We start from the raw sequence: 26,890 nt of genomic DNA, 5'->3' as shown, positions 1-26,890 counted from the left end.
GTTTAAAGGGGGATTATATGGATAGCAGAAAAAGAGAGTTAATGAAAATTTTAAAAATCCCAAAAGAAAGAAGATATACTGAATATGAAGTACTAGAAGAAAAAAAGTATGAAACTTATATCATAAGAAAAGTTAAGTATGAAGTATATGGTGAATATATTGAAGCATATATTTTAATTCCAAACAAAGAAGGTGTATTTCCTGGTATATTGGCAATACATCAAGATGGTGAAAGAAGGCCTTATGAGTTTGGGAAAAGCGAAGTTGCTGGATTAGGGGGAGACAAAGAATTAGCATATGGTTTAGAGCTCTGTTTGAGAGGGTATGTTGTAATTTGTCCTGATAGATTTGGATTTGAAAGTAGAAGCTTAGCCAATTCAAAATATGCTGACATGTTTGAATATATAAAATTAGTAATCAAGATAGATTACAACGGAAAAGAAAGAGAAATAGATTTATCAGAAGATTTATATAAGGGATATAGAGCAAACTATTATTTAACACGAGGTAAGACTCAAATGGGAGTAGAATTGACTGAGCTTATGATAGCAATAGATATTTTAACAGGAATGCCTGAGATAGATAGTGAAAGGATTGGAGTTATAGGTCATTCAGCAGGGGGGTTACTTGCAGCTTATTTAATGTATGTTGATGAAAGAGTTAAAGTAGGATGCTCTTCTTCGGGAATAGCTTCTATAAAAAAGGATTTTTATCCAGATGAAGGTTTAAGAGCACCACAAGGATTTGGTAGTATTGCAGTCATTCCTGATATATTAGAATGGGGTGATATTGAAGATATACTGGAAGGATTAGCACCTAGACCTTTTATTGAATTATCATCTGATGTAGATAAAAAAGAGTATTTTAATAAAGCAATAAAAAAATATGAAGAAATGGGATGTAAGGAGTGTTTAGAATATGATTGGTATAATGCTGGAGTACATATTTTTAGAAAAGATAAAAGAGAAAAGTGCTACAAATTTATTGATAAATGGTTAAAGCAACAATAATCTGGGGGGGGAGTGAAGTTTGAAAGCATTAATACTATATTTTAGTGCTACAGGTAATACATATTTTATTGCGAATCTAATATATGAGAAATTTAAAGCGAATGGTTTTGATGTTGAGTTAGAATCTATAGAAGTTTTTTCTCCAAACGATGTAGAAAAATGTGATATTCTTATTTTTGGCTTTCCTGTTTATGCTTTTGATATGCCATTATTTTTGCAGAGTTATATAAATAATCTTTCATTTCCAAAGACTCGAGGTGTGATTTTATTTTCTACGATGGGGTTATATGGAGGTAATTCTTCGAGGAAAACATCTAAAAGATTTATAAAAAAAGGTTTTGTTCCATTAGGTTGTGAAGAATTTAAAATGCCAGGATCAGATGGGTTGGCTTTCATGAAGAAAGATTCAAAATTTGTTAAAAAAGTATTATCAAAAAATTATTCTGAATCTAGAAAAATTAAAGAATCAATAAACAAGATTTTTGATATTGTTAATAGTAATAATTTATCAGATGAATCACAAGAAAGAAATGCAGTAATACCGAGACTTAAAATAAGTGGATTAATTTTAGATGTTTTTATGAGATTATTTTTCAATCATGTTGAAAAAAAGATGAAAGGTAAATTTTGGGTTGATGATAAATGCACAAAATGTGGACTATGCAAAGAAATTTGTCCAGCAAAGAACATAAAAATAAGTGATGGCAGAGTTGAATTTTTGGATAAATGTTACTTATGTATGAGATGTGTCCATCAATGCTCAACTGAGGCTATTCAGATTGGAAAATCGACAGTAGATAAATTCAGATGGAAAGGTCCAGATATGCAATATAATCCGTATAAAATATTAAATAAGTAAAATTTTAAATACTTTTTTCTATTTCCTAAACAATTTAAATTTAAAGTAGGAGGAAAATAATGTTTGAATTTAGAGAAATAGATGAAAAATTAAGGAAAAGGGTATATGATTTTATTGCAGAAAATTGGGGTTCACCAATTATAGTTTCTAGAGGTAAAAAACATTTTATTGACAAACTACCAGGATATCTAGTAATGAGAGAAAATGATATTATTGGACTTATTACTTACAATATAGTTGATGGTGAATGTGAAATTATTTCTTTAGATAGCAAACAAGAAAATTTGGGTATAGGAACTAAATTAATCAACTTAGTAATAGATAAAGCAAAAAAGAGCAATTGCAGACGAGTATGGTTAATTACAACAAATGATAATATTAAAGCGATAAGATTTTATCAAAAAAGAGGTTTTAACATGAAAGCACTTCATTTAAATGCGGTAGTTAAGTCAAGAAAAATAAAACCTGAAATACCATTGTATGGCTTTGATAATATACCAATACTACATGAAATTGAATTTGAAAAGATATTATAGTTGTTATTTAAACATAAAAAAGGCAGAATCGCGAAAAAAATTCTGCCTTTTTGACTCATTATACATTGAATCTAAATACTACTACATCTCCATCTTGCATTACATAGTCCTTACCTTCTAATCTTATTAAACCTTTTTCTCTAGCTTGGCTATATCCGCCTGCACTTATCAAATCATTATAACTTATAACTTCTGCTCTGATAAAGCCTCTTTCCATGTCAGAGTGTATTTTTCCTGCTGCTTGTGGAGCTTTAGTTCCTCTTTTAATAGTCCAAGCTCTAACTTCTTTTTCTCCTGCTGTTAAGAAAGAAATCAAACCTAAAAGTTTGTAACTTGCTTTAATAAGTTTGTCTAAGCCTGATTCTTTTAATCCAAGTTCTTGTAAGAATTCTATCTTTTCTTCATCATCTAGTTCTGAAATCTCTGCTTCGATTTTTCCACATATAGTTACTACTTCAGAATTTTCCTTTTTTGCATATTCTTTAACTTTTTTAACATATTCATTTTCATTTTCTGACGTGATCTCATCTTCTGAAATATTAGCTGCATATAATATAGGTTTATATGATAGCAAATTTAATCCTTTAACAAGCTTTTCTTCTTCTTCATCGAAGTCAAGTACTCTTACGGATTTTCCTTCTTCTAGAACTTTACGAATTCTGATTAAAATATCAAGTTCTTTTTGATAGGATTTATCACCTTTTAGTAATTTTTCTGTTTTAGCTATTCTTTTATTAATTAATTCAAGATCGGAAAGAATAAGCTCTAAATTGATAATTTCAATATCGCGTATAGGGTCTATATTTCCTTCAACATGAGTGATATTTTCATCTTCAAAACATCTTACTACATGAACAATAGCAGCTACTTCTCTTATATGAGATAGAAATTTATTTCCTAAACCTTCGCCTTTACTTGCACCTTTAACAAGTCCTGCAATGTCATAAAATTCAATTGCAGTTGGAGTTACTTTTTTAGGATTTATCATTTCTGCTAATTTTTCAAGTCTTTCGTCAGGCACAGCAACTACACCAACATTTGGTTCTATTGTGCAGAAAGGATAATTAGCTGATTCTGCTCCAGCAGCTGTAATTGCATTAAAAAGAGTACTTTTTCCCACATTTGGTAAACCTACTATTCCTAATTTCATTAATATCTTCCTTTCAATTGATAGTAATAAAATATAACTAATTTTAACAGACTAAATTATACAATAACTTTATGAATACATCAACTAAAAGGGAGGAAAAAGTATGAATAGAGATATACAAATAAGTTCAATTATTTCTTTTGTAGATAATAATAGAGAGTCAATGGCAAGTAGAATGGTTTGTGCTAAAGTATTAGGTCAAAAAAATGGGCGAATTAATGATGAAATTGTAAAAGAACTTCATGCTAGACTTCCTAGAGCTAAACAAGAAGTAATTGATGATTGTTTTGAAATAATTAAGTAAGTGATGTTTACTAATTAACAATTCTTTAACATTAATTTAACTTCATATCAACATATGCAGAAATTTATTTAGCTATAATTAAGACGTAATAAAAAACACAGAAAAAAGAGAAAGGAGCACTGATATGTTAAGCAGAAAAACTAAGAAAGTTTTAGCTCTAACTTTAAGTTTAGTAATAGTTATTTTTACATTTGTAGGATGTGGTAGTAAAACACAAAATCAAGGAACAAACGATCAGGGGAAAGATGCTACAGGTAATTTATCTGGAAAGATAGAAATAGATGGTTCCAGTACAGTTTTTCCTATAACTGAAGCTATGGCTGAGGAATTTCAAAAGATGCATAAAGATATTAAAATAACAGTAGGAGTATCAGGAACAGGTGGAGGATTTAAAAGATTTACAAAGGGAGAAACAGATATAAGTGATGCATCAAGACCTATAAAAGATAAAGAAGTGAAATTGGCCGAAGAAAATGGCATTAAATATAAGCAAGTTAAGGTTGCATATGATGGAATTTCAATATTAGTTAATCCACAAAATGATTGGGTTGATAATTTAACAGTTGAAGAGTTAAAGAAAATCTGGGAACCAAACAGCACAGTGAAAACATGGAAAGACGTAAGACCTGAATGGCCAGATAAGGAAATAAAACTTTATGGTCCAGGAACTGACTCGGGTACTTTTGATTATTTTACAGAAGAAATCATTGGAGAAAGTGGAAGGATTAGAACAGATTTTACAGCTTCAGAGGATGACAATGTATTAGTTCAAGGTATAGCAGGAGATAAGTACGCATTAGGCTATTTTGGATATGCTTATTATGTTGAAAATAAAGATGTATTAAAGGTTGTACCTATAAATGGTGTAGAACCTACAGCAGAGACTATAGAAAATGGTAAATATACACCACTTTCAAGACCATTATTCATATATGTATCACAGAATTCATTTAATAACAAAGAACAGGTTAGAGAATTTGTTAAGTACTACTTAGAAAATGCAAGAGATATCGTTCCAGAAACAGGTTATGTTCCATTAAAAAAAGAAGTTTATGACAAACAATTAAAAGAATTATTATCAGGACAGTAAAATTAGATAGTATTTTTAAAGAGGGCACTATAATGCTCTCTTTTTTTTACACAATTATATTATTTAACAAACACTTAACATTGGGTTAACACAAAATAAACTAAAGTATTAGATTCTTAAATTATAATTATTATGTGATTAGCAAAAGACTGGAGGTTTATTTATGAGTAAAATTGCTAGTAATGATAAAAATAATCCATTAAAAAAGGTATACATGGTGGAAAAAGTTATATCAAAGATTTTATTTATTTTTGTTATGGTTTCTATTGCAACTACAATTGGTATAGTATGGATATTATCTTATGAAACAGTTCAGTTTTTTCGTGAAGTATCAATAGTTGAATTCCTAACGGGTACAGAATGGACAGCTTTATTTAGTCCACCTAAATATGGGGTTTTACCTTTAGTAGGTGGAACGCTGATGATATCTTTCTTTTCGAGTTTGATATCAATACCTATAGGTTTAGGAAGTGCCATTTATTTAAGTGAATATGCTTCAAAGAAAACTAGAAAAATACTTAAACCAGTACTTGAAATACTTGCTGGTATTCCAACAATAGTTTATGGTTATTTTGCATTAACTTTTATAACACCTTTGGTTAGAAATATTTTTCCAGATGCTAATATTTTTAATGCTTTAAGTGCAAGTATAGCAGTTGGTATAATGATAATTCCTATGGTTTCATCATTAAGTGAAGATGCGATGAATGCAGTACCTAGTTCATTACGTGAAGGTGCTTATGCTTTAGGATGTACTAGGTTTGAAGTGGCAACTAAGGTGGTTATTCCTGCAGCATTATCTAGCATAATTGCTTCATTTGTTTTAGCTATATCGAGAGCTATTGGAGAAACTATGATTGTAACATTAGCTGCTGGTTCGACTCCGAAATTAACTTTAAATCCATTAGAAAGTATACAGACAATGACAGCTTTTATAGTACAGGTAGCTTCTGGTGATATAGTTTATGGTAGTGTGATGTATAAAACAATATTTGCTGTTGGTATGTTGCTTTTTATAATAACTCTATTAATGAATGTAGTGTCTAAAATTATCATTAAGAAATACAGGGAGGAGTATTAATGACTAATCTTACGAAAAGAAAGCTACAGGATAAGATTTTCCATATGCTTGTATTGTTAGCAACTTTATTTGGTTTAGTTGTTTTAGTAGTTTTATTAAAAGAAATATTAAGCGATGGATTAAAATGGATAAACATAGATTTTTTTAGGAATTTCGCCTCTAGATTTCCAAAAAAATCAGGCATTAAGGCTCCATTATTTGGGAGTTTATGGCTTATTACGTTGACTGCTCTATTTGCTTTTCCGATAGGTGTAGGTTCGGCTTTATATCTAGAAGAATACTTACCAAAGAATTGGTTAACTAATTTAATTCAAATAAATATATCAAACCTAGCAGGGGTTCCTTCTATAGTTTTCGGCATACTTGGATTAGGTATATTTGTAAACACTTTAGGTTTTGGGAGAAGTATTTTATCAGGTGCATTAACATTAGCATTATTGATATTACCTGTAATTATAGTTTCAGCTCAAGAAGCAATAAAAAGTGTACCTAAAGAACTTAAACATGGAGCTTATGCTTTAGGATGTACTAAGTGGCAGATGATTACTGGTGTATTATTGCCTTATGCCATGCCTGGAATTTTAACAGGTACTATTTTAGCGATTGCAAGAGCATTAGGGGAGACTGCACCATTGCTTATGGTAGGAGCGGTAACTTTTATTGCTTATACTCCTGAAGGGATATTTGATTCATTTACTACATTACCAATGCAAATATATAGTTGGACTTCAAAGCCAAAAGCTGATTTTCATTATATAGCAGCAGCAGCTATTATAGTATTACTAGTATTGTTATTGGGTATAAATTCACTGGCTATATATTTGCGTAATAAGTATCAAAACAGGGTGTCAATGTAATTTAAGGAGGGTTATAATGAATAAAAAAATTCAAGTGAAAAATTTGAACTTTTATTATGGAAATTTTCATGCGTTAAAGAATATAAATTTAGATATAGAAGAAAATAAGGTAACAGCATTAATAGGACCTTCAGGGTGTGGCAAATCTACATTTTTAAGAACGATAAATAGAATGAACGATTTAATTGAAGGTACTAGACACGATGGTGAAATAATATATGAAGGAAAGGATGTATATGATCCTGATGTTGATGTTGTAGAATTAAGAAGAAAAATAGGTATGGTATTTCAAAAACCTAATCCCTTTCCTAAATCAATTTATGAAAACATAGTGTTTGGACCAAAAAGACATGGAATAAAAAGTAAATCAAAACTAGATGAAATAGTAGAGAAGAGTTTAAAAGGTGCGGCACTTTGGGATGAAGTAAAAGATAGATTGAATAGTTCGGCTTGGTCTTTATCAGGTGGTCAACAACAAAGACTGTGTATTGCAAGAGCTTTAGCTATGGAACCTGATGTACTTTTAATGGATGAACCTACTTCTGCATTAGACCCTATAGCTACCTTAAGAATAGAAGAGTTGATAGAGGACCTTAAAAAGGAGTATACTATAGTTATAGTAACACATTCTATGCAACAGGCTGGTAGAATATCCGATAATACTGCATTTTTCTTAATGGGCGAGCTTATTGAATATGGTAGTACTAAGAAGATATTTACAAAGCCTGAAGATAAAAGAACAGAAGACTATATTACTGGTAGATTTGGTTAAGGAGTGGGATTATGAGAAAACATTTTGATCAGCAATTAAAAGAATTACATGACTCTCTTTTAAAAATGGGGACTATGGTAGAAAAAGCAATAGATATAGCAATTCAATCTCTAATAGAACAAGATATTGAGAAAGCAAAGAAGGTTATAGAAATTGATGATAAAATCGATGCTTTAGAAGTACAGATAGAAGAAAAATGTTTAGATTTAATAGCCCTTCAACAGCCAATTGCAAGAGATTTAAGAAAAATAAGTACTATTTTAAAAATTATAACGGATTTAGAGAGAATTGGTGACCATGCAGTAAATATTGCTGAAGTTGTAATAAAAATAGGTAAAGAAAAGTTTATAAAACCGTTAATAGATATTCCTAAAATGGCTGATATAGTGAAGGAAATGGTAAAGAATAGTTTAAACAGCTATATTAAAGAAGATTTAAAACTAGCTAAAGAAGTAGCTCAAAAGGATGAAATCGTAGATAATATCTATAAAGATATTTATATTGAACTGTTAGAGCTTTTAACTAAAAATAAGAAAAACATGCCTCAGACAATAAATTTATTGTTAATAGGTAGATATCTTGAAAGAGTAGCAGATCATACTACTAATATTTGTGAAAGAATTATATATATGATTACTGGAGAAAGAGTATCATATTAGTATTATATAATCTGGTGTTTATATAACGATTTTATCAGTGCGGCAGAAAATCTTACCTCTTTGAGGGTTAGGTTTTCTGCCGTTTAAAGTTTCAAAAGAATTTACTTATTAGCATTTGAATTTTATGTATGAATTTAGGAATTAAAGATTTTTTTCTTTTTTGTTTAAAATTTTTGTATATGTAAATCCTATATTTAGGAGGTGATAAAATGATAAGAAAAAATAAATTAATAATTATGTTATTTATATTTACTATGATTATAACAGTATTTACCTATGGCTGTAGAGGAGCTGAGAAACCTAATTTACCAAGACCTAAGCAAGAAGAAAGAAATATAATAGATAACGAAATCGAAAGAAAAGATTTAGAAGATATTAAAGAAGAATCAGGTAAGTCTTTATCTACAAGAGCAGAGAAAATTGCAGATAGTATTGTAGACTTGCCAGGTGTAGATGATGCAACTGTAGTAATAACTGGCAATACTGCATTAGTAGGAGTCGATATTGAGGAAGATTTAGAAGGGAAAGTTGTTACGGATTTGAAAAAACAAATAGTAACAAGGGTGAAGCAAATTGATAAAAATATTAAAAATGTAACTGTAACTGCTGATCCTGATTTATTTGAAAGAATAGATGATATTGCTCAGGAAATAAATAAAGGTAGAGGTATGAGTGAGTTTGCAGATGAAGTGAAAGAGATTATACGGAGAATAACACCTAGTATGTAATAATCCGGTCAATTGACCGGATTTTAGATTGTTATAAAATTTCTAGGGACTAAAAAGGTTAATGCTTTTATAATTTCTATTTTATTTCATAGGCTAAAGAGTTAAATATAGTGTCAATATATTTTAGATCTATTTTCTTATCTGTTATTTTATATTTATTGTAATTATGAATGGTTTTATAAATTGTAAGGCTTGGCTTTTTCTTTTCTTTTACAATGGTTTCAAGAGAAATTGTTAAAAACTCACTATTTAATATTCTAATGGTTAAACTTTCGTAAGTTTTACTGTTTTCAAGCCGAATGGTATAAGAAGTATCACTGTAATTATTAGGAATTCGTTTATTATAATTTAAAAGTTTAAAATTATCAAAATAAGCAATTATTTTATTTATTTTTTTTATGTCATTATCTTTTCTTATTGAAACTATACGATAACCAGATTCTTTCATTATTAATAATTTATCAAATTGTTTATCCGCGCAATTTTTCAATATTAAATTACTTAATACATTAGAATGTTTGTTTGGAAATAAATAATTTTTGTTAATAATAACTAAGATTGCAACAATCAAAAAAATTTCTAGCCAGATTATTTTTTTGCTCCTAGCTGGTTCCACATAATCACCTTCTTTAAAATGCTACAATTTTATTATACAAAAAATATGCAGACCTGTAAATTATTATAACTTTGCAGACTTTCAATTTTTATCAAATTTCATTTAAAAAAATTATCCAACTACAAAATTGTTCTATTTGATAAGATGTATTTTTGTTGACTTTAATTGTATTGCATTGGACTTAAAAGGCTTAGTTCTAAATAATATGAGAATATACATAAAATAGTTATAAATATATTTTAAATAAAGTAGGTGTCGTTATGTCAGGTATTAATAGTTTAAATAAATTACTATTTTACATTATTATGTTTATTTTTTTTATTGTATTATTTTTTGTATATGATAATACTTTAGAAAATATCTTTTTGCTTCTTTCATTTATTGGTTTTATTAATATATTAGAACAGAGAAAAATTCTTAGGTCAAAAAAGAATATTTTTTTACTTATCTGTGTAGTTTTAATAACTTATATCTTATCTTTAACATTCTTATTTACTCAAAAATATGATATGAAAATTGTTAGTTTAAATACTTATAGACGAAATGAGGATAAAGCTGTGCTATTAGTTGTTGAAGGCGAAAGTCCTATATATATACCTTCAAAAGCTATAACTAATGTTTTGCTAAATGAAAGTTTTTTAAGTAAAATAAGTATGCCTTTTCAATTGTACAATATTAAGAACAGTTACCATATGATAGGGAAAAGTGAGTATAAAAGAAATGTGCAAAAACTAGTTGCAAAATTGAAAGAAGAGCTTCCAGAAGAATATTATGTAAATATTGCTTACTTAAAAGACACAGAATATGTGGAAGAAAAAATTATTGACTCAGTTACTAAAGGGTATTATAAGATAATAATAGTACCTATAATTCTTTCTGAAGGGAGCCAATTTACAGGATTAAAAAAGAGAATTGAAAAACTAAGATTATATAATTACAATGTGCAGATTAGATGGACTGAGCCTTTATGGAATAGTGAATATTTAGCTATTTCATATTTAAACAAAATTTCAAATAAAGTAGATGCAAAAAAAATAAAAGATACGGGAATAGTATTAATAGGCCAGGGAGAGTCTAATAAGAGTAATTCGATTAAATCTATAAAACAACAAATAATGTTTTCTAAAAAAGTAAAAACATATCTAGTTGAAGAATTAGGGCTTGATGAATCTAAAATTAAAATAGCATGGTTTGATAAATTAAAACCAGATTATGTTCAAGTAGTTAAAGAAGTGCTAGAGTATGGAGTCGGTGAAGTACTTTGTGTATATTTAAAGCCTACAGCTACTAATATAGAGAATAATATTATAGCTAATAAAATAAAACAGAAAATAGATTTTCCAGAAGGCATTAAAATTAAAGTTATAGATGGTTTTTGTAATGATGATAATATTATTAAAGAAATAAGAAATAGGATTAGGTTAGCAGATATGAAAGTTTGGAACTAATAATGGATGGGAGGTTTGAATATTGTCACTAAAAAATATAAGAAAGAAAATCGATGAAGGAGTAAACTTAAATTTAATCACTACAGATAAATTCAAATCAAACCTAATCAGTGTTTATATCGTTAGGCCATTGTTACGTAGTGAAGTAACTAAAAATGCACTATTACCAATGGTTTTAAAAAGAGGTACAAAAAACTATAATACTTTTGTAGATATACAGAAAAAATTAGAAGATTTATTTGGTGCGAATTTAAGCATAGATGTTGCTAAGAAAGGAGAAAGACAAGTAATTAGATTTACTTTAGAAGGACCAAACGATAAATACGTTACAATTAACAATTTAATTGGAGAAATGATTAAAGTTTTAAATGAAATTATTAACAATCCGTTATTGGTAAACGGATGTTTCTTGGACGAATATGTAAATCAAGAAAAAGAGAATCTGAAAAAGAAAATTGAAAGTAGAATCAACGATAAAAAAACTTACTCAGTGGATAGATGTATTGAGGAAATGTGTAAAAATGAGAGATATAGTTTGTATAAACATGGTTATGTAGAAGATTTAAAAGATATAGACAGCCAGACGTTATATAAACATTATTTAACAGTTCTAAAGTCAAGCCCTATAGAGGTATGTGTTGTAGGAGACATAGATACGGATACAGTTACTGAAACTTTTATAGAAAATTTTGAAATAAAAAGAGATAAAGTTATTGACATACAGAGAGAAAGTGTAATAAAAGAGATTCATACTAAAAATTTAGTTCGAGAAGAAATGGACATTAATCAAGGAAAACTAACATTAGGTTTTAGAACCAATATACCATATGAAGATAGGTTGTATGAACCATTATTAGTAATGAGTAATATACTTGGTGGGGGTCCAAACTCAAAACTATTTATGAATGTTAGAGAAAAAGAAAGTTTAGCTTATTATATTTATTCAAGAGTATTAAAATATAAATCATTGCTTATAATATCCTCAGGTATAGAATTTGCTAATTATCAAAAAACATTAGATATAATAAAAGAGCAAGTAGAGGATATGAAATTAGGTAAATTCTCAGAATCTGAAATTGAGCAGTCAAAGAAATCTTTAACAACGTCGATAAAATCTGTAAAAGACAATAATTTTTCTCTTTCTGATTATTATTTAAGTAATATACTTGCAAATGATAATAGAGATATTGATGAAATAATTGAAATAATACAAAATGTATCTAAAGATGAAATAGTAGAAGCTGCTAAAAAACTTAAGTTAGATACAATATATTTCTTAACTAAAAGGGAAAAGTAGGGAGGAATACTTTTGAAAACAGAAGTATTTACACATGATAAATTAAATGAGAAGCTTAACTTTACAAAATTAGATAATGGTTTAAGTGTTTATCATATACCCAAAAAAGGTTATGTAGAGAAATATGCAATGTTTTCAACTAAATATGGTTCAAATGATAATAAGTTTATTCCTGTGGGTGAGACTCAACCTATAGAAGTACCAGAGGGAATAGCACATTTCTTAGAACATAAACTTTTTGAAGAACCTACAGGAAATATATTTACAAAGTTTTCAGAGCTAGGTTCATATGTAAATGCATTTACTAATTTCAATCAAACATCATATTTATTTACTTGTACAGATAAGTTTTATGAAAACTTAGAGCTTTTAGTAAAATTTGTACAGAATCCATATTTTACAGATGAAAATGTTGAAAAAGAAAAAGGAATTATTGAGCAAGAAATAAGGATGTATGATGATTCGCCTAATTGGAAAGTATTTTTTAATTGTTTAAGAGGTATGTATCATTATCATCCGATTAAGATAGACATTGCAGGAACCGTTCAAAGTATAAAGAAAATCAATAAGGAGTTTCTATATAAATGTTATAGTACGTTTTATAGTTTAGAGAATATGGTACTTGTTATGGTAGGTGATTTTGATTTTCAAAAAGCTTTAAAAGTAATAGAAAATGCTTTGAAGAATAATAGTTCAACAGAAGATTTAAATATTAAGAGATTTTATCCAGAAGAGCCTAAAAATATTAAGGAAAGTATTTTGGAAGAAACTTTACAGGTTGCATCACCACTATTTAATATTGGATTCAAGGATTTGGATTTAGGATATGATGGTGATATGCTGCTTAAAAAAGACATAGAAACTAATATATTATTAGACTTATTGTTTGGTAGAAGCTCTGAGTTATATCAAAAACTATATGAAGCTGGGTTAATAAATAATACTTTTGGTAGTCAGTATATTGGCTATAAGGATTATGGCCATTCTATAATAGGAGGGGAGTCTATTAATCCTAAAGAAGTTCTTAATATGGTACTTAAATACTTAGAAAAAATCAAAAAAAGTGGTTTTAATAAAACGGAATTTATTAGAATTAAGAAAAAATTCATAGGATATCACATAATGGATTTTGATTCAATAGAATTTATAGCTAATTCTTTTACATCTTATTATTTTAGAAATACATCTTTGTTTAAATATATGAATACACTTGAAAATATAAGTTTAGAAGATGTGCAGAAAAGATTAGATAAACATTTTAGGGAAGATAATTTTGTTATTTCAATAGTAAATCCTCAGTAATTTATTGACTAATTAGATTTATAAAAATATAATAGAAATGTATGTTAGCTACTAGATTGCTAGTAGCTTCAATTCTATTTGAGGGGTGGTTGTATGAATCCGATTGCTTTTGAGATTTTTGGAATATCAGTAAGATGGTATGGAATTTTAATTTCATTAGGAATGTTATTAGGTACTGTAATAGCAGTTAAAGAATGTAGAAGGATTGGTTTTGATGAAGAAAAACTCATAGATTTGCTTATTTTTGCTATACCACTGGCTGTGATTGGTGCAAGAATATATTATGTAATCTTCAATTGGCAGTACTATAAAGGTGATATATTAAAAATGATAAATATTAGAGGTGGAGGTTTAGCTATTCATGGAGCTATAATTGTATCTGTTATAGTTGCTTTAGTTTATTGTAAAGTCAGAAAAATAAGTTTTTGGGAAATAGCAGATATAGTAGCACCAAGTATTATTTTAGGCCAAGCTATTGGTAGATGGGGTAATTTTATTAACCAAGAAGCCTATGGAACTCCTACTGATTTACCGTGGGGAATTATTGTTAATGGACAAAAAGTTCATCCTACTTTTTTATATGAATCAATATGGGATTTCGCGGTATTTTTGTTTTTACTATGGTACAGAAAAAATAAAGTAAAAGTTAAAGGTGAAGTTTTTCTATTATATTTAATGTTATACTCATTTGCTAGGTTCTTTATAGAGGGATTACGAATTGATAGTTTAATGTTAGGACATTTCAGAGTAGCACAATTAATAAGTGTTGTAATTATAGCAGTTTCATTTATTTTGTTTTATAAAAGAAGGAAAGATATTTTGCACAAAATGTAAAATAATTGGAATTTATTCTAAAAAATATAGAAAATACACGGGAATAGATGATAAAAGTAGATAATTGATGTCTAAATTAAAATTTCTTTGTAATTTTGGATAAATTTGTATTGACATTTAGGCGAAGAATGTAATAAAATGACATTACCTAATATTTTCTTATGGTAGGAGTTGATATTATGACTTTAAAAGATCAGATTGCTCACTTAAGGGACAAGCTCAATAAATCGATAAATGAAGAACAAAATTATGAAATTGTATATGAACTGAGCGTTAAACTAGATAAATTGATAGCACTTTTTTACTTGAGTAAAGGAAATAATCTAAAAAACAACTAGAAATATTAATACTCCTACCACTTTAAACCACGTTCGCTTGAATTTGATATTTAAATTTAAATAATAACAAGTAAATAATCTAAGAATAACAATACGGCTTTTAGCCGTATTTTTTATTGTCTAAAAAATAACAATGTAAGTTTATTTAAATAGGTCCTGTGTACTAGCATATTTTCAAAAAAATTTCAAATTGATAGCAGGAATTCAAAAAATATTATAGAAGATATAAATGTGGTTTAAAGTGGTAGGAAGTGGGGGTTTGTTCCTAACAATGGGGTGTAATGTATGTTTATTGGAGAATATCAACATTCAATTGACAAAAAAGGCAGATTAATAATACCAGCTAAGTTCAGAGAGAACTTAGGAGAATCTTTTATTTTAACAAAAGGGTTAGACAACTGTCTTTTTGTGTACCCAAAAAGTGAGTGGAAGGTGTTGGAAGAAAAATTAAAATCACTACCACTAACTAGAAAGGATGCAAGAGCTTTTGTAAGGTTTTTCTTTGCAGGAGCAACAGAGTGTGAATTAGACAAACAAGGTAGAATTTTAATACCTAGCAATTTAAGAGAGCATTGTAAACTTGTAAAGGATGCTATAATAATAGGCGTTTCAAATAGAGTAGAAATTTGGAGTAAAGAAGAATGGATTTCATATAACGAAGATGAAGATTTAAGTTATGAAAATATTGCTGAAAAAATGGCTGAATTAGGTATTTAGTAAATATTAATTTTTTTCAAAACTAATACTAATTTTAGAAATTATTTTCTATTTACAAAAGAAAAAGAATAGTAACGAGGTGATTAAGTTGGACTTCAAACATGTTTCAGTTTTATTAAATGAGGTTATAGATGGACTTAATATTTGTGAGGATGGAATTTATATTGATGGTACTATAGGAGGAGCTGGACATTCAAAAGAAATTGTAAAGAGATTAAAAAATGGACATTTAATTGGAATTGATCAAGATACAAATGCTTTACAAAAAGCAGAAGAAGAATTAAAACAATATATTGAAAAAGTTACTTTAGTACATGATAATTTCAGCAATATTAGTAATATACTTAGTAGATTGAATATTAATGCAATAGATGGTGTACTATTAGATTTAGGTGTATCTTCACATCAATTAGATGTAGCCGAAAGAGGATTTTCATATAAAAAAGATGCTTTTTTAGATATGAGAATGGACAGAACTAAAGATCTTAATGCATGGGATGTTGTAAATAAATATCCTGAAGATAAACTTGCAAAAATAATAAGAGAATATGGCGAAGAAAGATGGGCTAGTAGAATTGCAAAATTTATAGTTGAACATAGAAAAAATAATAATATAAATACTACTGGGCAGTTAGTAGAAATTATTAAGAAAGCTATTCCAAAAGGAGCAAGAAAAGATGGGCCTCATCCGGCTAAGAGGACTTTTCAGGCAATAAGAATTGAAGTAAATAATGAATTAGGTATTTTGGAACAGACTATTAAGGATATAGTTAAGTTTTTAAATAAAGGTGGAAGAATTTGCATAATAACATTTCATTCATTAGAAGATAGAATTGTTAAAGAAACTTTTAAAGAGTTAAGTTTAGATTGTATTTGTCCACCAGAATTACCCGTGTGTATGTGTGATAAAAAGAGAGAGTTAAAGGTAATAACTAAGAAACCTATTTTACCTTCTAGTGAAGAACTTTCAGAAAACCCTAGAGCTAGGAGCGCTAAACTAAGAATAGCAGAGAAAGTTTAGTGTTCTAAACTGGAAAAGGGGTGAATAAATTTGTTAGTAGCAAAAAAAGAAAATAGCTTTGTAAAAAATGAAAATAGAATAAAAATAAATGAGAGAGAAAAAAGAAAATCAAAAAAATTAGTTTTAATGAAAATCAAAATGATTATGTTTTCTTTTTTGATTTTAGCTGTGGCTCTTGTTGTTTTATTAAGATATGCTCATATTACAAAAATGAGATACGATATAACTATGCTTGATAAGGAAATAGAAAAGCTAAGTAGTCAAAGACAATATTTACTTATAGAATTAGAAAAAATAAAAGAATCTAAATGGATAGAAAAAGAAGCACAGCAAAGACTAGGTTTGAAATATCCTACAAATGACCAAACAGTATATGTGACTGTTGATGATTTATTTAACAATGAAATTGATGTAGCTGAAAATAAAGGGAATAATAACTATATATTCCTTAATGCTTTTAGAAATGTTGTCAATAAAATGTTTGGATATTTTGAGTAATATAAGGGGGAAAAATTGTGTCATCACCCACTATTTCTACAAAAAAAAGACTTATTGCAATATTGTTATTAGTATCGATTGCCGCATTATCACTAACGATAAGACTAGGGTACTTGCAGATAGTTAAGGGTGAAGAACTGAAGAAGTTAGCTCTAGAACAGTGGACTAGAGATATACCAGTTAAAGCCAAAAGAGGAGTAATATTTGATAGAAAAGGGAAGAAACTGGCTATAAGTGTAAGTGCTGATACAGTTTGGTGTAGACCTGCAGATGTAAAAAATCCTAAAGAAACTGCAAAAATATTAGCAGAAGTACTCAATTTAGATGAAGAGAATGTTTATAAAAAGATTACAAGCAGACAAAGTGTTGTTAAGATAAAGATGTGGATATCTAAAGATGAAGCGGATATTTTGAGAAGTAAAAAGTTAAGTGGGATAGAAATTGTAGACGATAACAAAAGGTATTATCCGTATGGTAACTTTGCAGCATATATTCTTGGGTTTACTGATATTGATAATGTTGGTTTGTATGGCATTGAAAAGACATATAATAAATATTTAACAGGAACACCAGGAAGATGGATAAAAACAGCGGATGCAGTAGGAAGACAATTGCCATATGCAAATGAAAAATTATATGAACCTGAAGACGGTCTAAGTGTTGTTCTTACAATAGATGAGACCATTCAGCATTTTGCCGAAAAAGCTGCTTTAGAAGCTTTAGTAAAAAATAAGGCTAAAAGAGTATCAATAATAGTTATGGAACCTAAAACAGGTGATATATTGGCTATGGCTTCTAAACCAGACTATGACCCGAATAATCCTAGACAACCTCTAGATGAAGATGTAAAAAAACAATGGGAAGGATTATCTCAAAAAGAGTTGATAAAAAAATGGTATGATATGTGGCGAAACTTTTCTATAAATGATGTTTATGAACCGGGTTCTACATTCAAGATAATAACTGCTGCTGCAGGGTTAGAGGAAAATGTTGTTACTCCTAAGAGTCAATTCTATTGTGATGGTTTTATAACTAGTGTTGAAGGAGCTAGACTAAAGTGTTGGCGTTGGTACAATCCACATGGTAGTGAAACTTTTGTTGAAGGAGTTCAAAATTCATGTAATGAAGTTTTTGTAGCTGTTGGTCAAAGACTTGGCAAAGAAAGAATGTATAAATATATAAAAGCTTTTGGTTTTGGTGAAAAGACTGGAATTGAGTTAACTGGAGAACAATCTGGAATTATTCCTAGAGGCCCTGAATATATGAGAGAAGTTAATTTGGCAACTATTTCGTATGGACAGGGAATCGCTGTTACGCCAATACAGTTAATCACTGCTATATCTGCAGTTGCAAATGGTGGGAATTTGATGCAACCTAGAATAGTTAAAGAATTAGTGGATAGTAAAGGCAATGTAGTTCATGAATTTAAACCAATAATAAAGAGAAAAGTACTATCAAAAGATACTTCTAAAACTTTATTAAGTATATTAGAAACAGTTGTTTCATCAGGTACTGGTAAAAAAGCTTATGTTCCTGGTTATAGAGTAGGAGGAAAGACAGGTACAGCTCAAAAAGTAATAAATGGTAGATATGCTGAGGGTAAATATATAGCGTCTTTTGTTGCTGTTGCACCTGTAAATGATCCTAAGATTACAGTATTAGTTGTTATTGATGAACCTAGTAATGGCGAATACTATGGTGGTAGAATTGCTGCACCGGTAGCTGGTCAAGTAGTTAAGGATACTTTAAATTACTTAGATGTAGAACCACAATTTACTGAAGATGAGCAGAAAGATAATAGTAAAAAAATAGTGACAGTACCCGAAGTAAGAAATTTAACTATAAAAGAAGCTGCAAATAAACTAAGGAAGTTTGGTCTTGACTATAATACAGAAACTTTAGATGTTCAGAAAGATGCATTAGTAATAGACCAATTCCCATTGCCAGGTACAAAGGTAAAAAAGGGGTCAATGATAGATTTATATGTATATTCTCGAAGAAAAGAAGATAGTAAAATTGTAATACCTAATCTTAAAGGTAAAACAATGGAGGAAGTTACGGAGCTTCTTAACAATCTAAATTTAAGATTTAAGTTTAAAGGAAATGGTGTTGCAAAAAGTCAGTATCCCGCAGCAGGTACTATGGTAGAGTTTAATTCTTTGGTAGAAGTTGAGTTTGATAAAGTGAATTAATATATAACATGAGGCAACTTCAAACAATGCTGGCTTTGTTTGAAAGTTGCCTTTTAAGTAGACTAATAATATTTAAATGTGATATTATCAATAAGTAATGAGTTGACAATATAGTAGTGAGGTGCTAAAAATGAAATTGACTGATTTAATCGAAGGATTAGAAATTGTGAGATACAGTGGCAATTTAAATATAGAAATTTCTAAAATAGTATATGATTCAAGAAAGGCTGTAAAGGATTGTGTATTTGTAGCTATAGAAGGTTACAAAACTGATGGTCATAATTACGTAAGTCAAGCAATTAGTAACGGTGCAAAAGTAGTAATATTACAAAAAGATATAAATATTTCTGAGAATGTTGTTAAAATATTAGTTAAAGATACAAGATGTTCTTTAGCTAGAATTTCATCCAATTTTTATAAAAATCCATCAACAAAATTAGAGTTAATAGGGATTACTGGTACTAATGGAAAAACAACAACAACTTACTTAATAAAATCCATCATGGAAAAATCAGGCAAGAATGTTGGGGTAATAGGAACGATAGGAAATATGATAAACGGCAAAGTTATTAAAGCAAAGAACACTACGCCTGAATCCTTGGACTTACAAGAATTTTTTAACTCAATGGTGGAAGAAAATGTAGAGAGTTGTGTAATGGAGGTTTCATCGCATTCTCTTGAATTAAAAAGAGTTGAGTACTGTGATTTTAATGTAGGTATTTTTACTAATTTAACACCTGAACACTTAGATTTTCATAAGGATTTACAAAGCTATATGGAAGCAAAGGTTAAACTTTTTTATAAGACTAGAGATTTTAATATTATAAATATAGATGATGAATATGGGAGAAGAATTAAAGATACCATACAAGAATTTGAAACACCAATTTTAACATATGGAATAGAAAGCAAGGCTGATATAACAGCTCATAATATAGAGTTTTATGCAAGTGGAGTTAAGTTTGATTTAATAACACCTAGTGGAAATATAGATATAAGGTTTAATATTCCTGGTAAATTTAGTGTTTATAATGCTTTAGCAGCTGCAGCTTGTGGCATTGCATATAACATAAAGTTGGAAGATATAAAAAAAGGACTCGAAGCAGTACGAGGCGTAGATGGAAGGTTTGAAGTAGTACCAACAAAAACAGATTATTCAGTTATAATAGATTATGCACATACTCCTGATGGGTTTAAAAAAGTATTAAGTACGATTGATCAATTTGCAAAAGGAAGAAAAATAATTGTATTTGGTTGTGGTGGAGATAGAGATAAAACAAAGAGACCTAAAATGGGAGAAATTGCTTCTCATTATTGTGATATATGTATTATTACAAATGATAATCCTAGAACTGAAAATCCAATAGAAATAATTAATGACATTATAAAGGGGATTAATAATGAAGAGTGCGAATATGTAGTTATTGAGGATAGGAGAGAAGCGATACGTTATGCTTTAGAAATAGCTAAAAAAGATGACGTTATTTTATTAGCTGGTAAAGGTCATGAAACATATCAGATTATTGGTAATAAAGTATTACCGTTTGATGAAAAGAAAATCGTACTGGAATTACTTGGTGAAGAAGAATAAAATAGATTGAACATATGCTTAAGAGAGGAGTAGACAAATGATGGATTATAAAGTAATAATTAAGATCATTATTATTTCATTTGTAATTACTTTAATTTTAGGGCCAATCTTAATACCTATTTTGAAAAGATTAAAGGTTGGACAAAATGTTAGGGGGGAAGGGCCAAAAACACACCTTAAAAAGCAAGGTACCCCTACAATGGGTGGAATTATAATGTTAATTGCTTTGCTTATTACTACTTTGTCATCAGGATTAATAAATAGAGATATGATTGTACTTTTAGTGGCTACTTTAGGGTTTGGGCTAATTGGTTTTATAGATGATTTTATAAAGGTAGTATTAAAAAGATCGCTTGGATTAAGGGCTTATCAAAAGCTAATTGGTCAGATACTATTTGCAGTAATTTTAGCTATTTATCAGTCAAACACTTCGATCTTAGGGACTAAGGTTTTAATACCTTTTTTAGATAAAACTTTAGACTTGGGAATGTTTTATATACCGTTTATTGCTTTTGTAGTTGTAGGCACAGTAAATAGCGTTAATCTAACAGATGGTTTAGACGGACTAGCTACAGGAGTTACATTAATAGTTTTAGCATTCTTTGGTATTGCTTCAGTGACTTTAGGGTTTAATAGTGTAGCTATTTTTTCTGCTGCTTTAGCAGGAGCATGTTTAGGCTTCTTAAGATATAATGCTCATCCAGCAAAAGTTTTTATGGGCGATACAGGTTCTTTAGCATTAGGAGGTGCTATTTCTACTATTGCAGTACTTATGAATTTACCACTTATATTACCTATAGTAGGTGGTATTTATTTCGTTGAAGCATTATCAGTTATCATACAGGTAGCTTCATTTAAATTAACAGGTAAAAGAGTATTTAAAATGAGTCCTTTACATCATCATTTTGAATTAAAGGGATGGAAAGAGACAAAAGTAGTAGTTGTGTTTTGGATTACAACAGTAATTTTATGTTTAATAGGAATTGCTGGTATAATGTAAAATTATTTTTTAAAGTAGGTGATATAATTGGAACTTAAATATAGAAATATTTTGATTTTGGGATTAGGTATTAGTGGTGTTTCAACAGCTAAAGCACTAAATAAGCTAAATGTTAATATCATAATTAGTGATAGAAAGAAAGAAGATGAATTAAAGCCATATATTGATGAGTTAAGAGGTATAAAAGTCAAATATGTTTTAGGTACTAATGATGTTGATTTGGATAATATTGATTTAATAATAAAAAGTCCTGGAATACCTTTAAATTTACCTATAATTAGTAAAGCTGTAGAAAAAGGTATTGAAGTTATTACCGATATTGAGTTAGCATACAGAATTTCATCTAATCAATTTATTGCTATTACGGGTACTAATGGTAAAACAACTACCACGACCTTAATAGGAGAAGTTTTTAAGAATGCTAACAAGGTATGTCATGTAACAGGGAATGTTGGAGTAGGAATATTATGGAAATTAATTAACTCGAACAAAAATGATATTTTTGTAGTGGAAGTTAGTAGTTTTCAATTAGAGAGTACAAAATACTTTAAACCTAAGGCTAGTGTTATTCTTAATATAACTCCTGACCATTTGAAATGGCATGGTTCCTTTGATAATTATATAAATGCTAAAAAGAAAATATTTGCTAATCAGGATAAAGATGATTATACAATACTTAACTATGATGATAAACTTTTAAGAAAATTATCAAGTGAAGTGTGCTCAAATATTATATTTTTTAGCCAATGCCATGAATTAGAAAATGGTGTATATGTAAAAGATAATAAAATAGTAGTGAATGATGGAAAGAAAATAATACCTGTTATTTCATGTAATGAAATAAAGATACCTGGTAAACATAACTTGGAGAATGCACTTGCTGCGGTTAGTGTCGGCTGGGTAATGGGGGTAGACTTAGAAGTAATTGCTGATACTTTAAGAAATTTTGAAGGGGTAGAGCACAGGCTTGAGTTTGTTGACGAAATTAATGGTGTTAGTTTTTATAATGATTCAAAAGCTACCAATCCAGATGCTGCAATAAAGGCTATTGAAGCTATAGAAAGCCCAATAATTCTTATAGCTGGTGGTCTAGATAAAGGGAATGAATTTGATGAATTTATAAGTAGCTTTAACAATAAAGTGAAAGAGTTAATATTACTTGGTGAGACAGCTATAAAAATAAAAGATGCTGCAATAAAATTGGGCTTTAGGAATATACATATAGTAGAAAATATGGAGAAGGCAGTTGAGAAAAGTTATGAATTAGCTAAAAGTGGTGATAATGTACTGCTTTCACCTGCTTGTGCTAGCTGGGATATGTATAAGAATTTTGAGGAAAGGGGTAAAGATTTTAAGAGAGCAGTCAATAGTTTGAGGGGGCTTAATAATGATAAAAAAGAGAGCCTGTGATTTTACTTTAATGATTGTAACTATCCTTTTAGTTTTTATTGGTATAATTATGGTTTTTAGTTCTAGTTATCCAGAAGCATATTATAAAATGAAAGATGGATACTTCTTTTTGAAAAAGCAGATGTTTTTTAGTGTACTTGGGCTATTTGCTATGATATTTTTTATGAATTTTGATTATTGGAGATTACAGAAACTATCTAAATTAATTTTCTTGATAAGTATAGTTTTAGGTCTATTAATTTTTACTCCACTTGGTACTGAATTTCATGGTGCAAGAAGATGGATAAATTTAGGATTTACAACTTTTCAGCCTTCAGAAGCTATAAAATTAGGTTCAATAATATATTTAGCTTCATATTTGGCTAGAAAAAAAGACAAGATAGAATCTTTTTTCAAAGGAGTAATGCCATCTCTTATTATTATAGGGATTGCTTGTGGATTGATAATAATTCAAAAAGATTTGAGTACTAGTGCAACTTTAGGATTAACACTTATGATTATGTTATTTATTGCTGGAATGAGATTTTTACATTTAACATTTTTCGTGTTACTTGGGCTAGGAGGAGTAGTAGGAGCTATTTTAAAGGAGGATTTTAGAAGAAAAAGGATTTTAGCATTTCTAGATCCTTTTAAATATAAAGATACAGTTGGTTGGCAATTAGTTCAATCATTGTATGCTTTAGGTTCAGGAGGAATATTTGGTTTGGGTTTGGGGAAAAGTAGACAAAAATTCTTTTACATACCTGAACCATATAATGACTTTATATTTGCAATAATTGGTGAGGAACTTGGTTTTGTTGGATGTGTAACTGTGATAATATTATTCTTAATTCTAATATGGAGAGGAATTAGAATAGCTGTAAACACAAGAGATTTATTTGGTTGTTTATTAGCTTCAGGCATAGTAGCTCTAATAACTGTTCAGTCAATGATACATATAGCAGTTGTTACTTCTTCTATACCTCCTACTGGGATACCTTTACCATTTGTTAGTTTTGGTGGTACATCACTTTTAATATTTATGTCAGCAATTGGTATACTACTTAATATTTCAAGATATACAGATTTAGATAGGAGTTGAAGATATGAAATTCTTAATTACTGGTGGAGGAACTGGAGGGCATATCTATCCTGCTTTAGCAATTGCAAACAAAATAAAGGAAGAAATTCAAAATGCTACTATTTTATATGTTGGAACTGAGAAAGGTTTAGAAGCAGAACTGGTACCTAGAGAAGGATTTGAATTCAAGGCGATACGTGTAAAAGGCTTCAAAAGGAAATTATCTTTAGATACTTTAGATTCAATAAAGACTTTACTAAAAGGACTTAATGACGCAAGAAAAATAATAAATGAGTTTCAACCTGATGTAGTTATAGGAACTGGTGGATATGTTTGTGGTCCTGTAGTATTTATTTCAGCTTTAAAGAAAATACCAACGTTAATTCACGAACAAAATGCATATCCAGGAGTAACTAATAGGATTCTTTCTAGATTTGTTGATAAAGTTGCTGGAAGTTTTGAAGAATCTGTAAAATATTTTTACGATCCGAACAAAGTGACTATAACTGGAAATCCAGTTAGAGATGACTTTTTGAAAGTTAATAAGAATAAAGTTAAGTCAACTGAAAAGATTAGTCCTCTTATTCTTTCTTTTGGAGGAAGTGGTGGACAGAAAAAATTAAATGAAGCAATGTTTGAAGTTATCCAGAAGAATATAGGGGGAAGAATGCAAATCATTCATGTAACAGGAAAGAGATTTTATGAAGACTTTATGAATAGTTTAAATAAAAAAGTAGGTTCTATTGAAAGCTTAAAAGAAAATATTAAAGTAGTACCATATTTATATGATATGCCTAATGTTTTAGCTTCCTCAGACCTTGTTATAACTAGTGCTGGTGCAATAACTATTGCAGAAATTACTGCTGTAGGGGTTCCAAGCATACTAATACCAAAGAGTTATACAGCAGAGAATCACCAAGAATTCAATGCAAGAGCTTTAGAAAAACAAGGTGCGAGTGTTATGATTTTAGAAAAAGACCTTAATGGCAAAATATTAAATGAAAAGATAAATGAATTACTAAATGATAAAAACAAATTAGAATCTATGGCTCAGCAAAGTAGGAAATTAGCTAAGATAGATGCTACTGATAGAATTTTTAGAATGATTATAGATTTAATTAAAGAAAAATAGTATTTTGTAACACCTCTTAAGAATATGCATAAGATATTTATATATTGTTTTTTTAAAAAAAGACTTTATACATAGGTACGGTGCATATTCTGGAGGTGTAATTATGAGTAAGTATATTATAGAAGGTGGAAAAAGACTCGTAGGAGAAATTACTATAGGTGGTGCTAAAAACTCTGCGTTACCTATTCTTGCTGCTTCTGTTATAACTAATAGTGTAAGCACTATTTTTAACATACCCAAAATTAGAGATGTAGATGTAATGGAACAAATATTAGAATCGATTGGATGTAAAGTTAATAGAGTAGATGATATCATGACAATAGACTCAAGGCCTTTTTCGGAAATTAGGATACCTGAAGATTTGGTTAGAGAAATGCGCTCTTCAATCATTTTGATGGGAGCTATGCTAGCAAGATGTGGTCAAGTCGAAATATCTTATCCAGGCGGGTGTGACATTGGGCCGAGACCTATTGATTTACATCTTAAAGCTCTTAAAGCACTTGGGGCAGATATTAAAGAAGCTCATGGTTATATATATTGTTGTGCTGAGCAATTAAAAGGGTGTGAAATTCAATTAGATTATCCTAGTGTAGGAGCAACTGAAAATATTATGTTAGCTGCAGTTAGAGCTAAAGGAACTACAATAATCAGAAATGCAGCTAAGGAGCCTGAAATAGTCGATCTTCAAAACTTTCTTAATTCCGCTGGTGCAAAAATATATGGAGCAGGTACAAGTGCAATAAGAATAGATGGTGTTGATAAATTACATGGAGTAGAGCATACAGTTATTCCTGATAGAATAGTTGCTGGAACTTTCATGGTAGCTTCTGCCATAACTGGCGGAGAAGTTGTCTTAAAAAATATAGAAGTTGAACACTTGAATTCAATAATAGCAAAGCTCAGAGAAGCTGGATGTATGATTTATAACAATTGTACGACTTTAAAGATAATAGGTCCAAAAAGACCTAATGCTGTTGAATCTATTAGAACTTTACCTTACCCTGGTTTTCCAACAGATATGCAAGCTCAAATGATAGCTCTTTTGTCATTAGCTAATGGAACAAGTGTGGTATGCGAAACTATATTTGAAAATAGATTTAAACACGTTGATGAATTAGTTAGAATGGGGGCCAAGATAAAAACTGAAGGAAGAGTAGCGATAATAAAAGGAGTTAAAGAATTAACTGGTGCAAAAGTGACGGCCAAAGACTTAAGAGGTGGAGCTGCTTTAGTATTAGCAGGTTTAGCAGCTAAAGGAACTACTATAGTTGAAAATATATATCATATAGATAGAGGTTATCAGGATTTTGAGAAAAATTTAGCATCTTTGGGAGCAGATATACAGAAAATATTTTAGCAGCTTATTGCTGCTTTTTAATTGATGGATA

27 protein-coding genes are annotated in these 26,890 nt (G+C 29.3%); 25 read left to right on the top strand and 2 right to left on the bottom strand.

Annotated features, from left to right (window positions below; translation table 11 throughout):
• The first annotated feature begins 17 nt into the window (after positions 1 to 17).
• Genes TR13x_RS03130 through TR13x_RS03120 form a run of 3 tightly spaced genes read left to right on the top strand, consistent with a single transcriptional unit; the run spans position 18 to position 2,405 of the window.
• The gene (locus tag TR13x_RS03130; RefSeq protein ID WP_054870415.1) at positions 18 to 1,010 is read left to right on the top strand and encodes a S9 family peptidase; all 993 of its coding nucleotides are present in this window, start codon (positions 18 to 20) and stop codon (positions 1,008 to 1,010) included.
• A gap of 19 nt (positions 1,011 to 1,029) precedes the next feature.
• The gene (locus tag TR13x_RS03125) at positions 1,030 to 1,869 is read left to right on the top strand and encodes an EFR1 family ferrodoxin (RefSeq protein ID WP_054870414.1); all 840 of its coding nucleotides are present in this window, start codon (positions 1,030 to 1,032) and stop codon (positions 1,867 to 1,869) included.
• A 59-nt stretch (positions 1,870 to 1,928) separates the two neighbouring features.
• Positions 1,929 to 2,405 (top strand): GNAT family N-acetyltransferase, encoded by a 477-nt coding sequence (locus TR13x_RS03120; RefSeq protein WP_054870413.1) that lies wholly within the window; start codon positions 1,929 to 1,931, stop codon positions 2,403 to 2,405.
• Between the two features lie 58 nt (positions 2,406 to 2,463).
• Here TR13x_RS03120 and ychF read toward each other — a convergent pair whose 3' ends face one another.
• Positions 2,464 to 3,555, bottom strand: coding sequence for a redox-regulated ATPase YchF (gene ychF / locus TR13x_RS03115; RefSeq protein WP_054870412.1), 1,092 nt, complete (start codon positions 3,553 to 3,555; stop codon positions 2,464 to 2,466).
• A gap of 103 nt (positions 3,556 to 3,658) precedes the next feature.
• On the opposite strand from ychF, the gene TR13x_RS03110 reads away from it, so the two are divergent.
• The 7 genes from TR13x_RS03110 to TR13x_RS03080 all read left to right on the top strand — a co-directional run bounded on the left by TR13x_RS03110 (position 3,659) and on the right by TR13x_RS03080 (position 9,046).
• A complete protein-coding gene (locus tag TR13x_RS03110) occupies positions 3,659 to 3,859 on the top strand; it encodes a hypothetical protein (RefSeq protein WP_054870411.1) in 201 nt (66 codons plus the stop codon).
• Positions 3,860 to 3,983: 124 nt separating this feature from the next.
• Positions 3,984 to 4,949 (top strand): PstS family phosphate ABC transporter substrate-binding protein, encoded by a 966-nt coding sequence (locus TR13x_RS03105; RefSeq protein ID WP_054870410.1) that lies wholly within the window; start codon positions 3,984 to 3,986, stop codon positions 4,947 to 4,949.
• Between the two features lie 163 nt (positions 4,950 to 5,112).
• A complete protein-coding gene (gene pstC, locus TR13x_RS03100; protein WP_054870409.1) occupies positions 5,113 to 6,030 on the top strand; it encodes a phosphate ABC transporter permease subunit PstC in 918 nt (305 codons plus the stop codon).
• On the top strand, positions 6,030 to 6,887 hold the full coding sequence (pstA, locus tag TR13x_RS03095; RefSeq protein ID WP_054870408.1) for a phosphate ABC transporter permease PstA: 858 nt from the start codon (positions 6,030 to 6,032) through the stop codon (positions 6,885 to 6,887). Before pstC ends, pstA begins: the two co-directional genes overlap by 1 nt.
• A 16-nt stretch (positions 6,888 to 6,903) precedes the next feature.
• Positions 6,904 to 7,659, top strand: a complete 756-nt coding sequence (gene pstB / locus TR13x_RS03090; RefSeq protein ID WP_054870407.1) for a phosphate ABC transporter ATP-binding protein PstB — start codon at positions 6,904 to 6,906, stop codon at positions 7,657 to 7,659.
• A gap of 11 nt (positions 7,660 to 7,670) precedes the next feature.
• Positions 7,671 to 8,318 (top strand): phosphate signaling complex protein PhoU, encoded by a 648-nt coding sequence (gene phoU / locus TR13x_RS03085; RefSeq protein WP_200905808.1) that lies wholly within the window; start codon positions 7,671 to 7,673, stop codon positions 8,316 to 8,318.
• A 209-nt stretch (positions 8,319 to 8,527) separates the two neighbouring features.
• Positions 8,528 to 9,046, top strand: a complete 519-nt coding sequence (locus TR13x_RS03080) for a YhcN/YlaJ family sporulation lipoprotein (protein ID WP_054870405.1) — start codon at positions 8,528 to 8,530, stop codon at positions 9,044 to 9,046.
• Between the two features lie 76 nt (positions 9,047 to 9,122).
• Here TR13x_RS03080 and TR13x_RS03075 read toward each other — a convergent pair whose 3' ends face one another.
• On the bottom strand, positions 9,123 to 9,662 hold the full coding sequence (locus TR13x_RS03075) for a hypothetical protein (RefSeq protein ID WP_054870404.1): 540 nt from the start codon (positions 9,660 to 9,662) through the stop codon (positions 9,123 to 9,125).
• A 260-nt stretch (positions 9,663 to 9,922) separates the two neighbouring features.
• On the opposite strand from TR13x_RS03075, the gene TR13x_RS03070 reads away from it, so the two are divergent.
• The 15 genes from TR13x_RS03070 to murA all read left to right on the top strand — a co-directional run bounded on the left by TR13x_RS03070 (position 9,923) and on the right by murA (position 26,859).
• Positions 9,923 to 11,110, top strand: coding sequence for a CbiX/SirB N-terminal domain-containing protein (locus TR13x_RS03070; RefSeq protein ID WP_054870403.1), 1,188 nt, complete (start codon positions 9,923 to 9,925; stop codon positions 11,108 to 11,110).
• Positions 11,111 to 11,132: 22 nt separating this feature from the next.
• Entirely contained in the window at positions 11,133 to 12,407 is a 1,275-nt protein-coding gene (yfmF, locus tag TR13x_RS03065) for an EF-P 5-aminopentanol modification-associated protein YfmF (RefSeq protein WP_054870402.1), read from the top strand.
• Positions 12,408 to 12,419: 12 nt separating this feature from the next.
• Positions 12,420 to 13,709 carry an EF-P 5-aminopentanol modification-associated protein YfmH gene (gene yfmH / locus TR13x_RS03060; protein WP_054870401.1) on the top strand — a complete coding sequence of 430 codons (1,290 nt, stop codon included), beginning with the start codon at positions 12,420 to 12,422 and terminating at the stop codon, positions 13,707 to 13,709.
• Positions 13,710 to 13,802: 93 nt separating this feature from the next.
• Positions 13,803 to 14,543, top strand: coding sequence for a prolipoprotein diacylglyceryl transferase (gene lgt / locus TR13x_RS03055; protein ID WP_054870400.1), 741 nt, complete (start codon positions 13,803 to 13,805; stop codon positions 14,541 to 14,543).
• A 179-nt stretch (positions 14,544 to 14,722) separates the two neighbouring features.
• Positions 14,723 to 14,881, top strand: coding sequence for an aspartyl-phosphate phosphatase Spo0E family protein (locus TR13x_RS10885; RefSeq protein ID WP_082394758.1), 159 nt, complete (start codon positions 14,723 to 14,725; stop codon positions 14,879 to 14,881).
• Positions 14,882 to 15,166: 285 nt separating this feature from the next.
• Positions 15,167 to 15,598: a division/cell wall cluster transcriptional repressor MraZ gene (gene mraZ / locus TR13x_RS03050; protein WP_054870399.1), complete on the top strand. Its 432-nt coding sequence runs from the start codon at positions 15,167 to 15,169 to the stop codon at positions 15,596 to 15,598.
• 88 nt (positions 15,599 to 15,686) lie between these two features.
• Positions 15,687 to 16,619: a 16S rRNA (cytosine(1402)-N(4))-methyltransferase RsmH gene (gene rsmH, locus TR13x_RS03045; RefSeq protein ID WP_054870398.1), complete on the top strand. Its 933-nt coding sequence runs from the start codon at positions 15,687 to 15,689 to the stop codon at positions 16,617 to 16,619.
• A gap of 30 nt (positions 16,620 to 16,649) precedes the next feature.
• Entirely contained in the window at positions 16,650 to 17,117 is a 468-nt protein-coding gene (locus tag TR13x_RS03040; protein WP_054870397.1) for a cell division protein FtsL, read from the top strand.
• A gap of 17 nt (positions 17,118 to 17,134) precedes the next feature.
• A complete protein-coding gene (locus tag TR13x_RS03035) occupies positions 17,135 to 19,309 on the top strand; it encodes a stage V sporulation protein D (RefSeq protein WP_054870396.1) in 2,175 nt (724 codons plus the stop codon).
• 130 nt (positions 19,310 to 19,439) lie between these two features.
• Positions 19,440 to 20,900: a UDP-N-acetylmuramoyl-L-alanyl-D-glutamate--2,6-diaminopimelate ligase gene (locus TR13x_RS03030; RefSeq protein WP_054870395.1), complete on the top strand. Its 1,461-nt coding sequence runs from the start codon at positions 19,440 to 19,442 to the stop codon at positions 20,898 to 20,900.
• Between the two features lie 37 nt (positions 20,901 to 20,937).
• Positions 20,938 to 21,900 carry a phospho-N-acetylmuramoyl-pentapeptide-transferase gene (mraY, locus tag TR13x_RS03025; protein WP_054870394.1) on the top strand — a complete coding sequence of 321 codons (963 nt, stop codon included), beginning with the start codon at positions 20,938 to 20,940 and terminating at the stop codon, positions 21,898 to 21,900.
• 27 nt (positions 21,901 to 21,927) lie between these two features.
• Complete coding sequence (murD, locus tag TR13x_RS03020; RefSeq protein WP_054870393.1) at positions 21,928 to 23,310, top strand: UDP-N-acetylmuramoyl-L-alanine--D-glutamate ligase; 1,383 nt, start codon at positions 21,928 to 21,930, stop codon at positions 23,308 to 23,310.
• Positions 23,288 to 24,391: a stage V sporulation protein E gene (gene spoVE, locus TR13x_RS03015; protein ID WP_054870392.1), complete on the top strand. Its 1,104-nt coding sequence runs from the start codon at positions 23,288 to 23,290 to the stop codon at positions 24,389 to 24,391. The genes murD and spoVE overlap by 23 nt, the downstream gene beginning before the upstream one ends.
• Before the next feature lie 4 nt (positions 24,392 to 24,395).
• The gene (gene murG, locus TR13x_RS03010) at positions 24,396 to 25,502 is read left to right on the top strand and encodes an undecaprenyldiphospho-muramoylpentapeptide beta-N-acetylglucosaminyltransferase (RefSeq protein WP_054870391.1); all 1,107 of its coding nucleotides are present in this window, start codon (positions 24,396 to 24,398) and stop codon (positions 25,500 to 25,502) included.
• A gap of 103 nt (positions 25,503 to 25,605) precedes the next feature.
• Positions 25,606 to 26,859 (top strand): UDP-N-acetylglucosamine 1-carboxyvinyltransferase, encoded by a 1,254-nt coding sequence (gene murA / locus TR13x_RS03005; protein ID WP_054870390.1) that lies wholly within the window; start codon positions 25,606 to 25,608, stop codon positions 26,857 to 26,859.
• Positions 26,860 to 26,890 lie beyond the last annotated feature (31 nt).

This window comes from Caloranaerobacter sp. TR13 (assembly GCF_001316435.1).
GTDB lineage: Bacteria > Bacillota > Clostridia > Tissierellales > Thermohalobacteraceae > Caloranaerobacter.
Note: the sequence above shows the minus strand (reverse complement) of the source record. Positions and strands in the feature narration are given on the sequence as shown.

Coding starts and splice junctions, on each gene's coding strand:
- TR13x_RS03130 (WP_054870415.1), top strand. CDS start 18: ATGGATAGCAGAAAAAGAGAGTTAATGAAAATTTTAAAAATCCCAAAA.
- TR13x_RS03120 (WP_054870413.1), top strand. CDS start 1,929: ATGTTTGAATTTAGAGAAATAGATGAAAAATTAAGGAAAAGGGTATAT.
- ychF (WP_054870412.1), bottom strand. CDS start 3,555: ATGAAATTAGGAATAGTAGGTTTACCAAATGTGGGAAAAAGTACTCTT.
- TR13x_RS03110 (WP_054870411.1), top strand. CDS start 3,659: ATGAATAGAGATATACAAATAAGTTCAATTATTTCTTTTGTAGATAAT.
- TR13x_RS03105 (WP_054870410.1), top strand. CDS start 3,984: ATGTTAAGCAGAAAAACTAAGAAAGTTTTAGCTCTAACTTTAAGTTTA.
- pstC (WP_054870409.1), top strand. CDS start 5,113: ATGAGTAAAATTGCTAGTAATGATAAAAATAATCCATTAAAAAAGGTA.
- pstA (WP_054870408.1), top strand. CDS start 6,030: ATGACTAATCTTACGAAAAGAAAGCTACAGGATAAGATTTTCCATATG.
- pstB (WP_054870407.1), top strand. CDS start 6,904: ATGAATAAAAAAATTCAAGTGAAAAATTTGAACTTTTATTATGGAAAT.
- phoU (WP_200905808.1), top strand. CDS start 7,671: ATGAGAAAACATTTTGATCAGCAATTAAAAGAATTACATGACTCTCTT.
- TR13x_RS03080 (WP_054870405.1), top strand. CDS start 8,528: ATGATAAGAAAAAATAAATTAATAATTATGTTATTTATATTTACTATG.
- TR13x_RS03070 (WP_054870403.1), top strand. CDS start 9,923: ATGTCAGGTATTAATAGTTTAAATAAATTACTATTTTACATTATTATG.
- lgt (WP_054870400.1), top strand. CDS start 13,803: ATGAATCCGATTGCTTTTGAGATTTTTGGAATATCAGTAAGATGGTAT.
- TR13x_RS10885 (WP_082394758.1), top strand. CDS start 14,723: ATGACTTTAAAAGATCAGATTGCTCACTTAAGGGACAAGCTCAATAAA.
- mraZ (WP_054870399.1), top strand. CDS start 15,167: ATGTTTATTGGAGAATATCAACATTCAATTGACAAAAAAGGCAGATTA.
- TR13x_RS03030 (WP_054870395.1), top strand. CDS start 19,440: ATGAAATTGACTGATTTAATCGAAGGATTAGAAATTGTGAGATACAGT.
- mraY (WP_054870394.1), top strand. CDS start 20,938: ATGATGGATTATAAAGTAATAATTAAGATCATTATTATTTCATTTGTA.
- spoVE (WP_054870392.1), top strand. CDS start 23,288: ATGATAAAAAAGAGAGCCTGTGATTTTACTTTAATGATTGTAACTATC.
- murG (WP_054870391.1), top strand. CDS start 24,396: ATGAAATTCTTAATTACTGGTGGAGGAACTGGAGGGCATATCTATCCT.
- murA (WP_054870390.1), top strand. CDS start 25,606: ATGAGTAAGTATATTATAGAAGGTGGAAAAAGACTCGTAGGAGAAATT.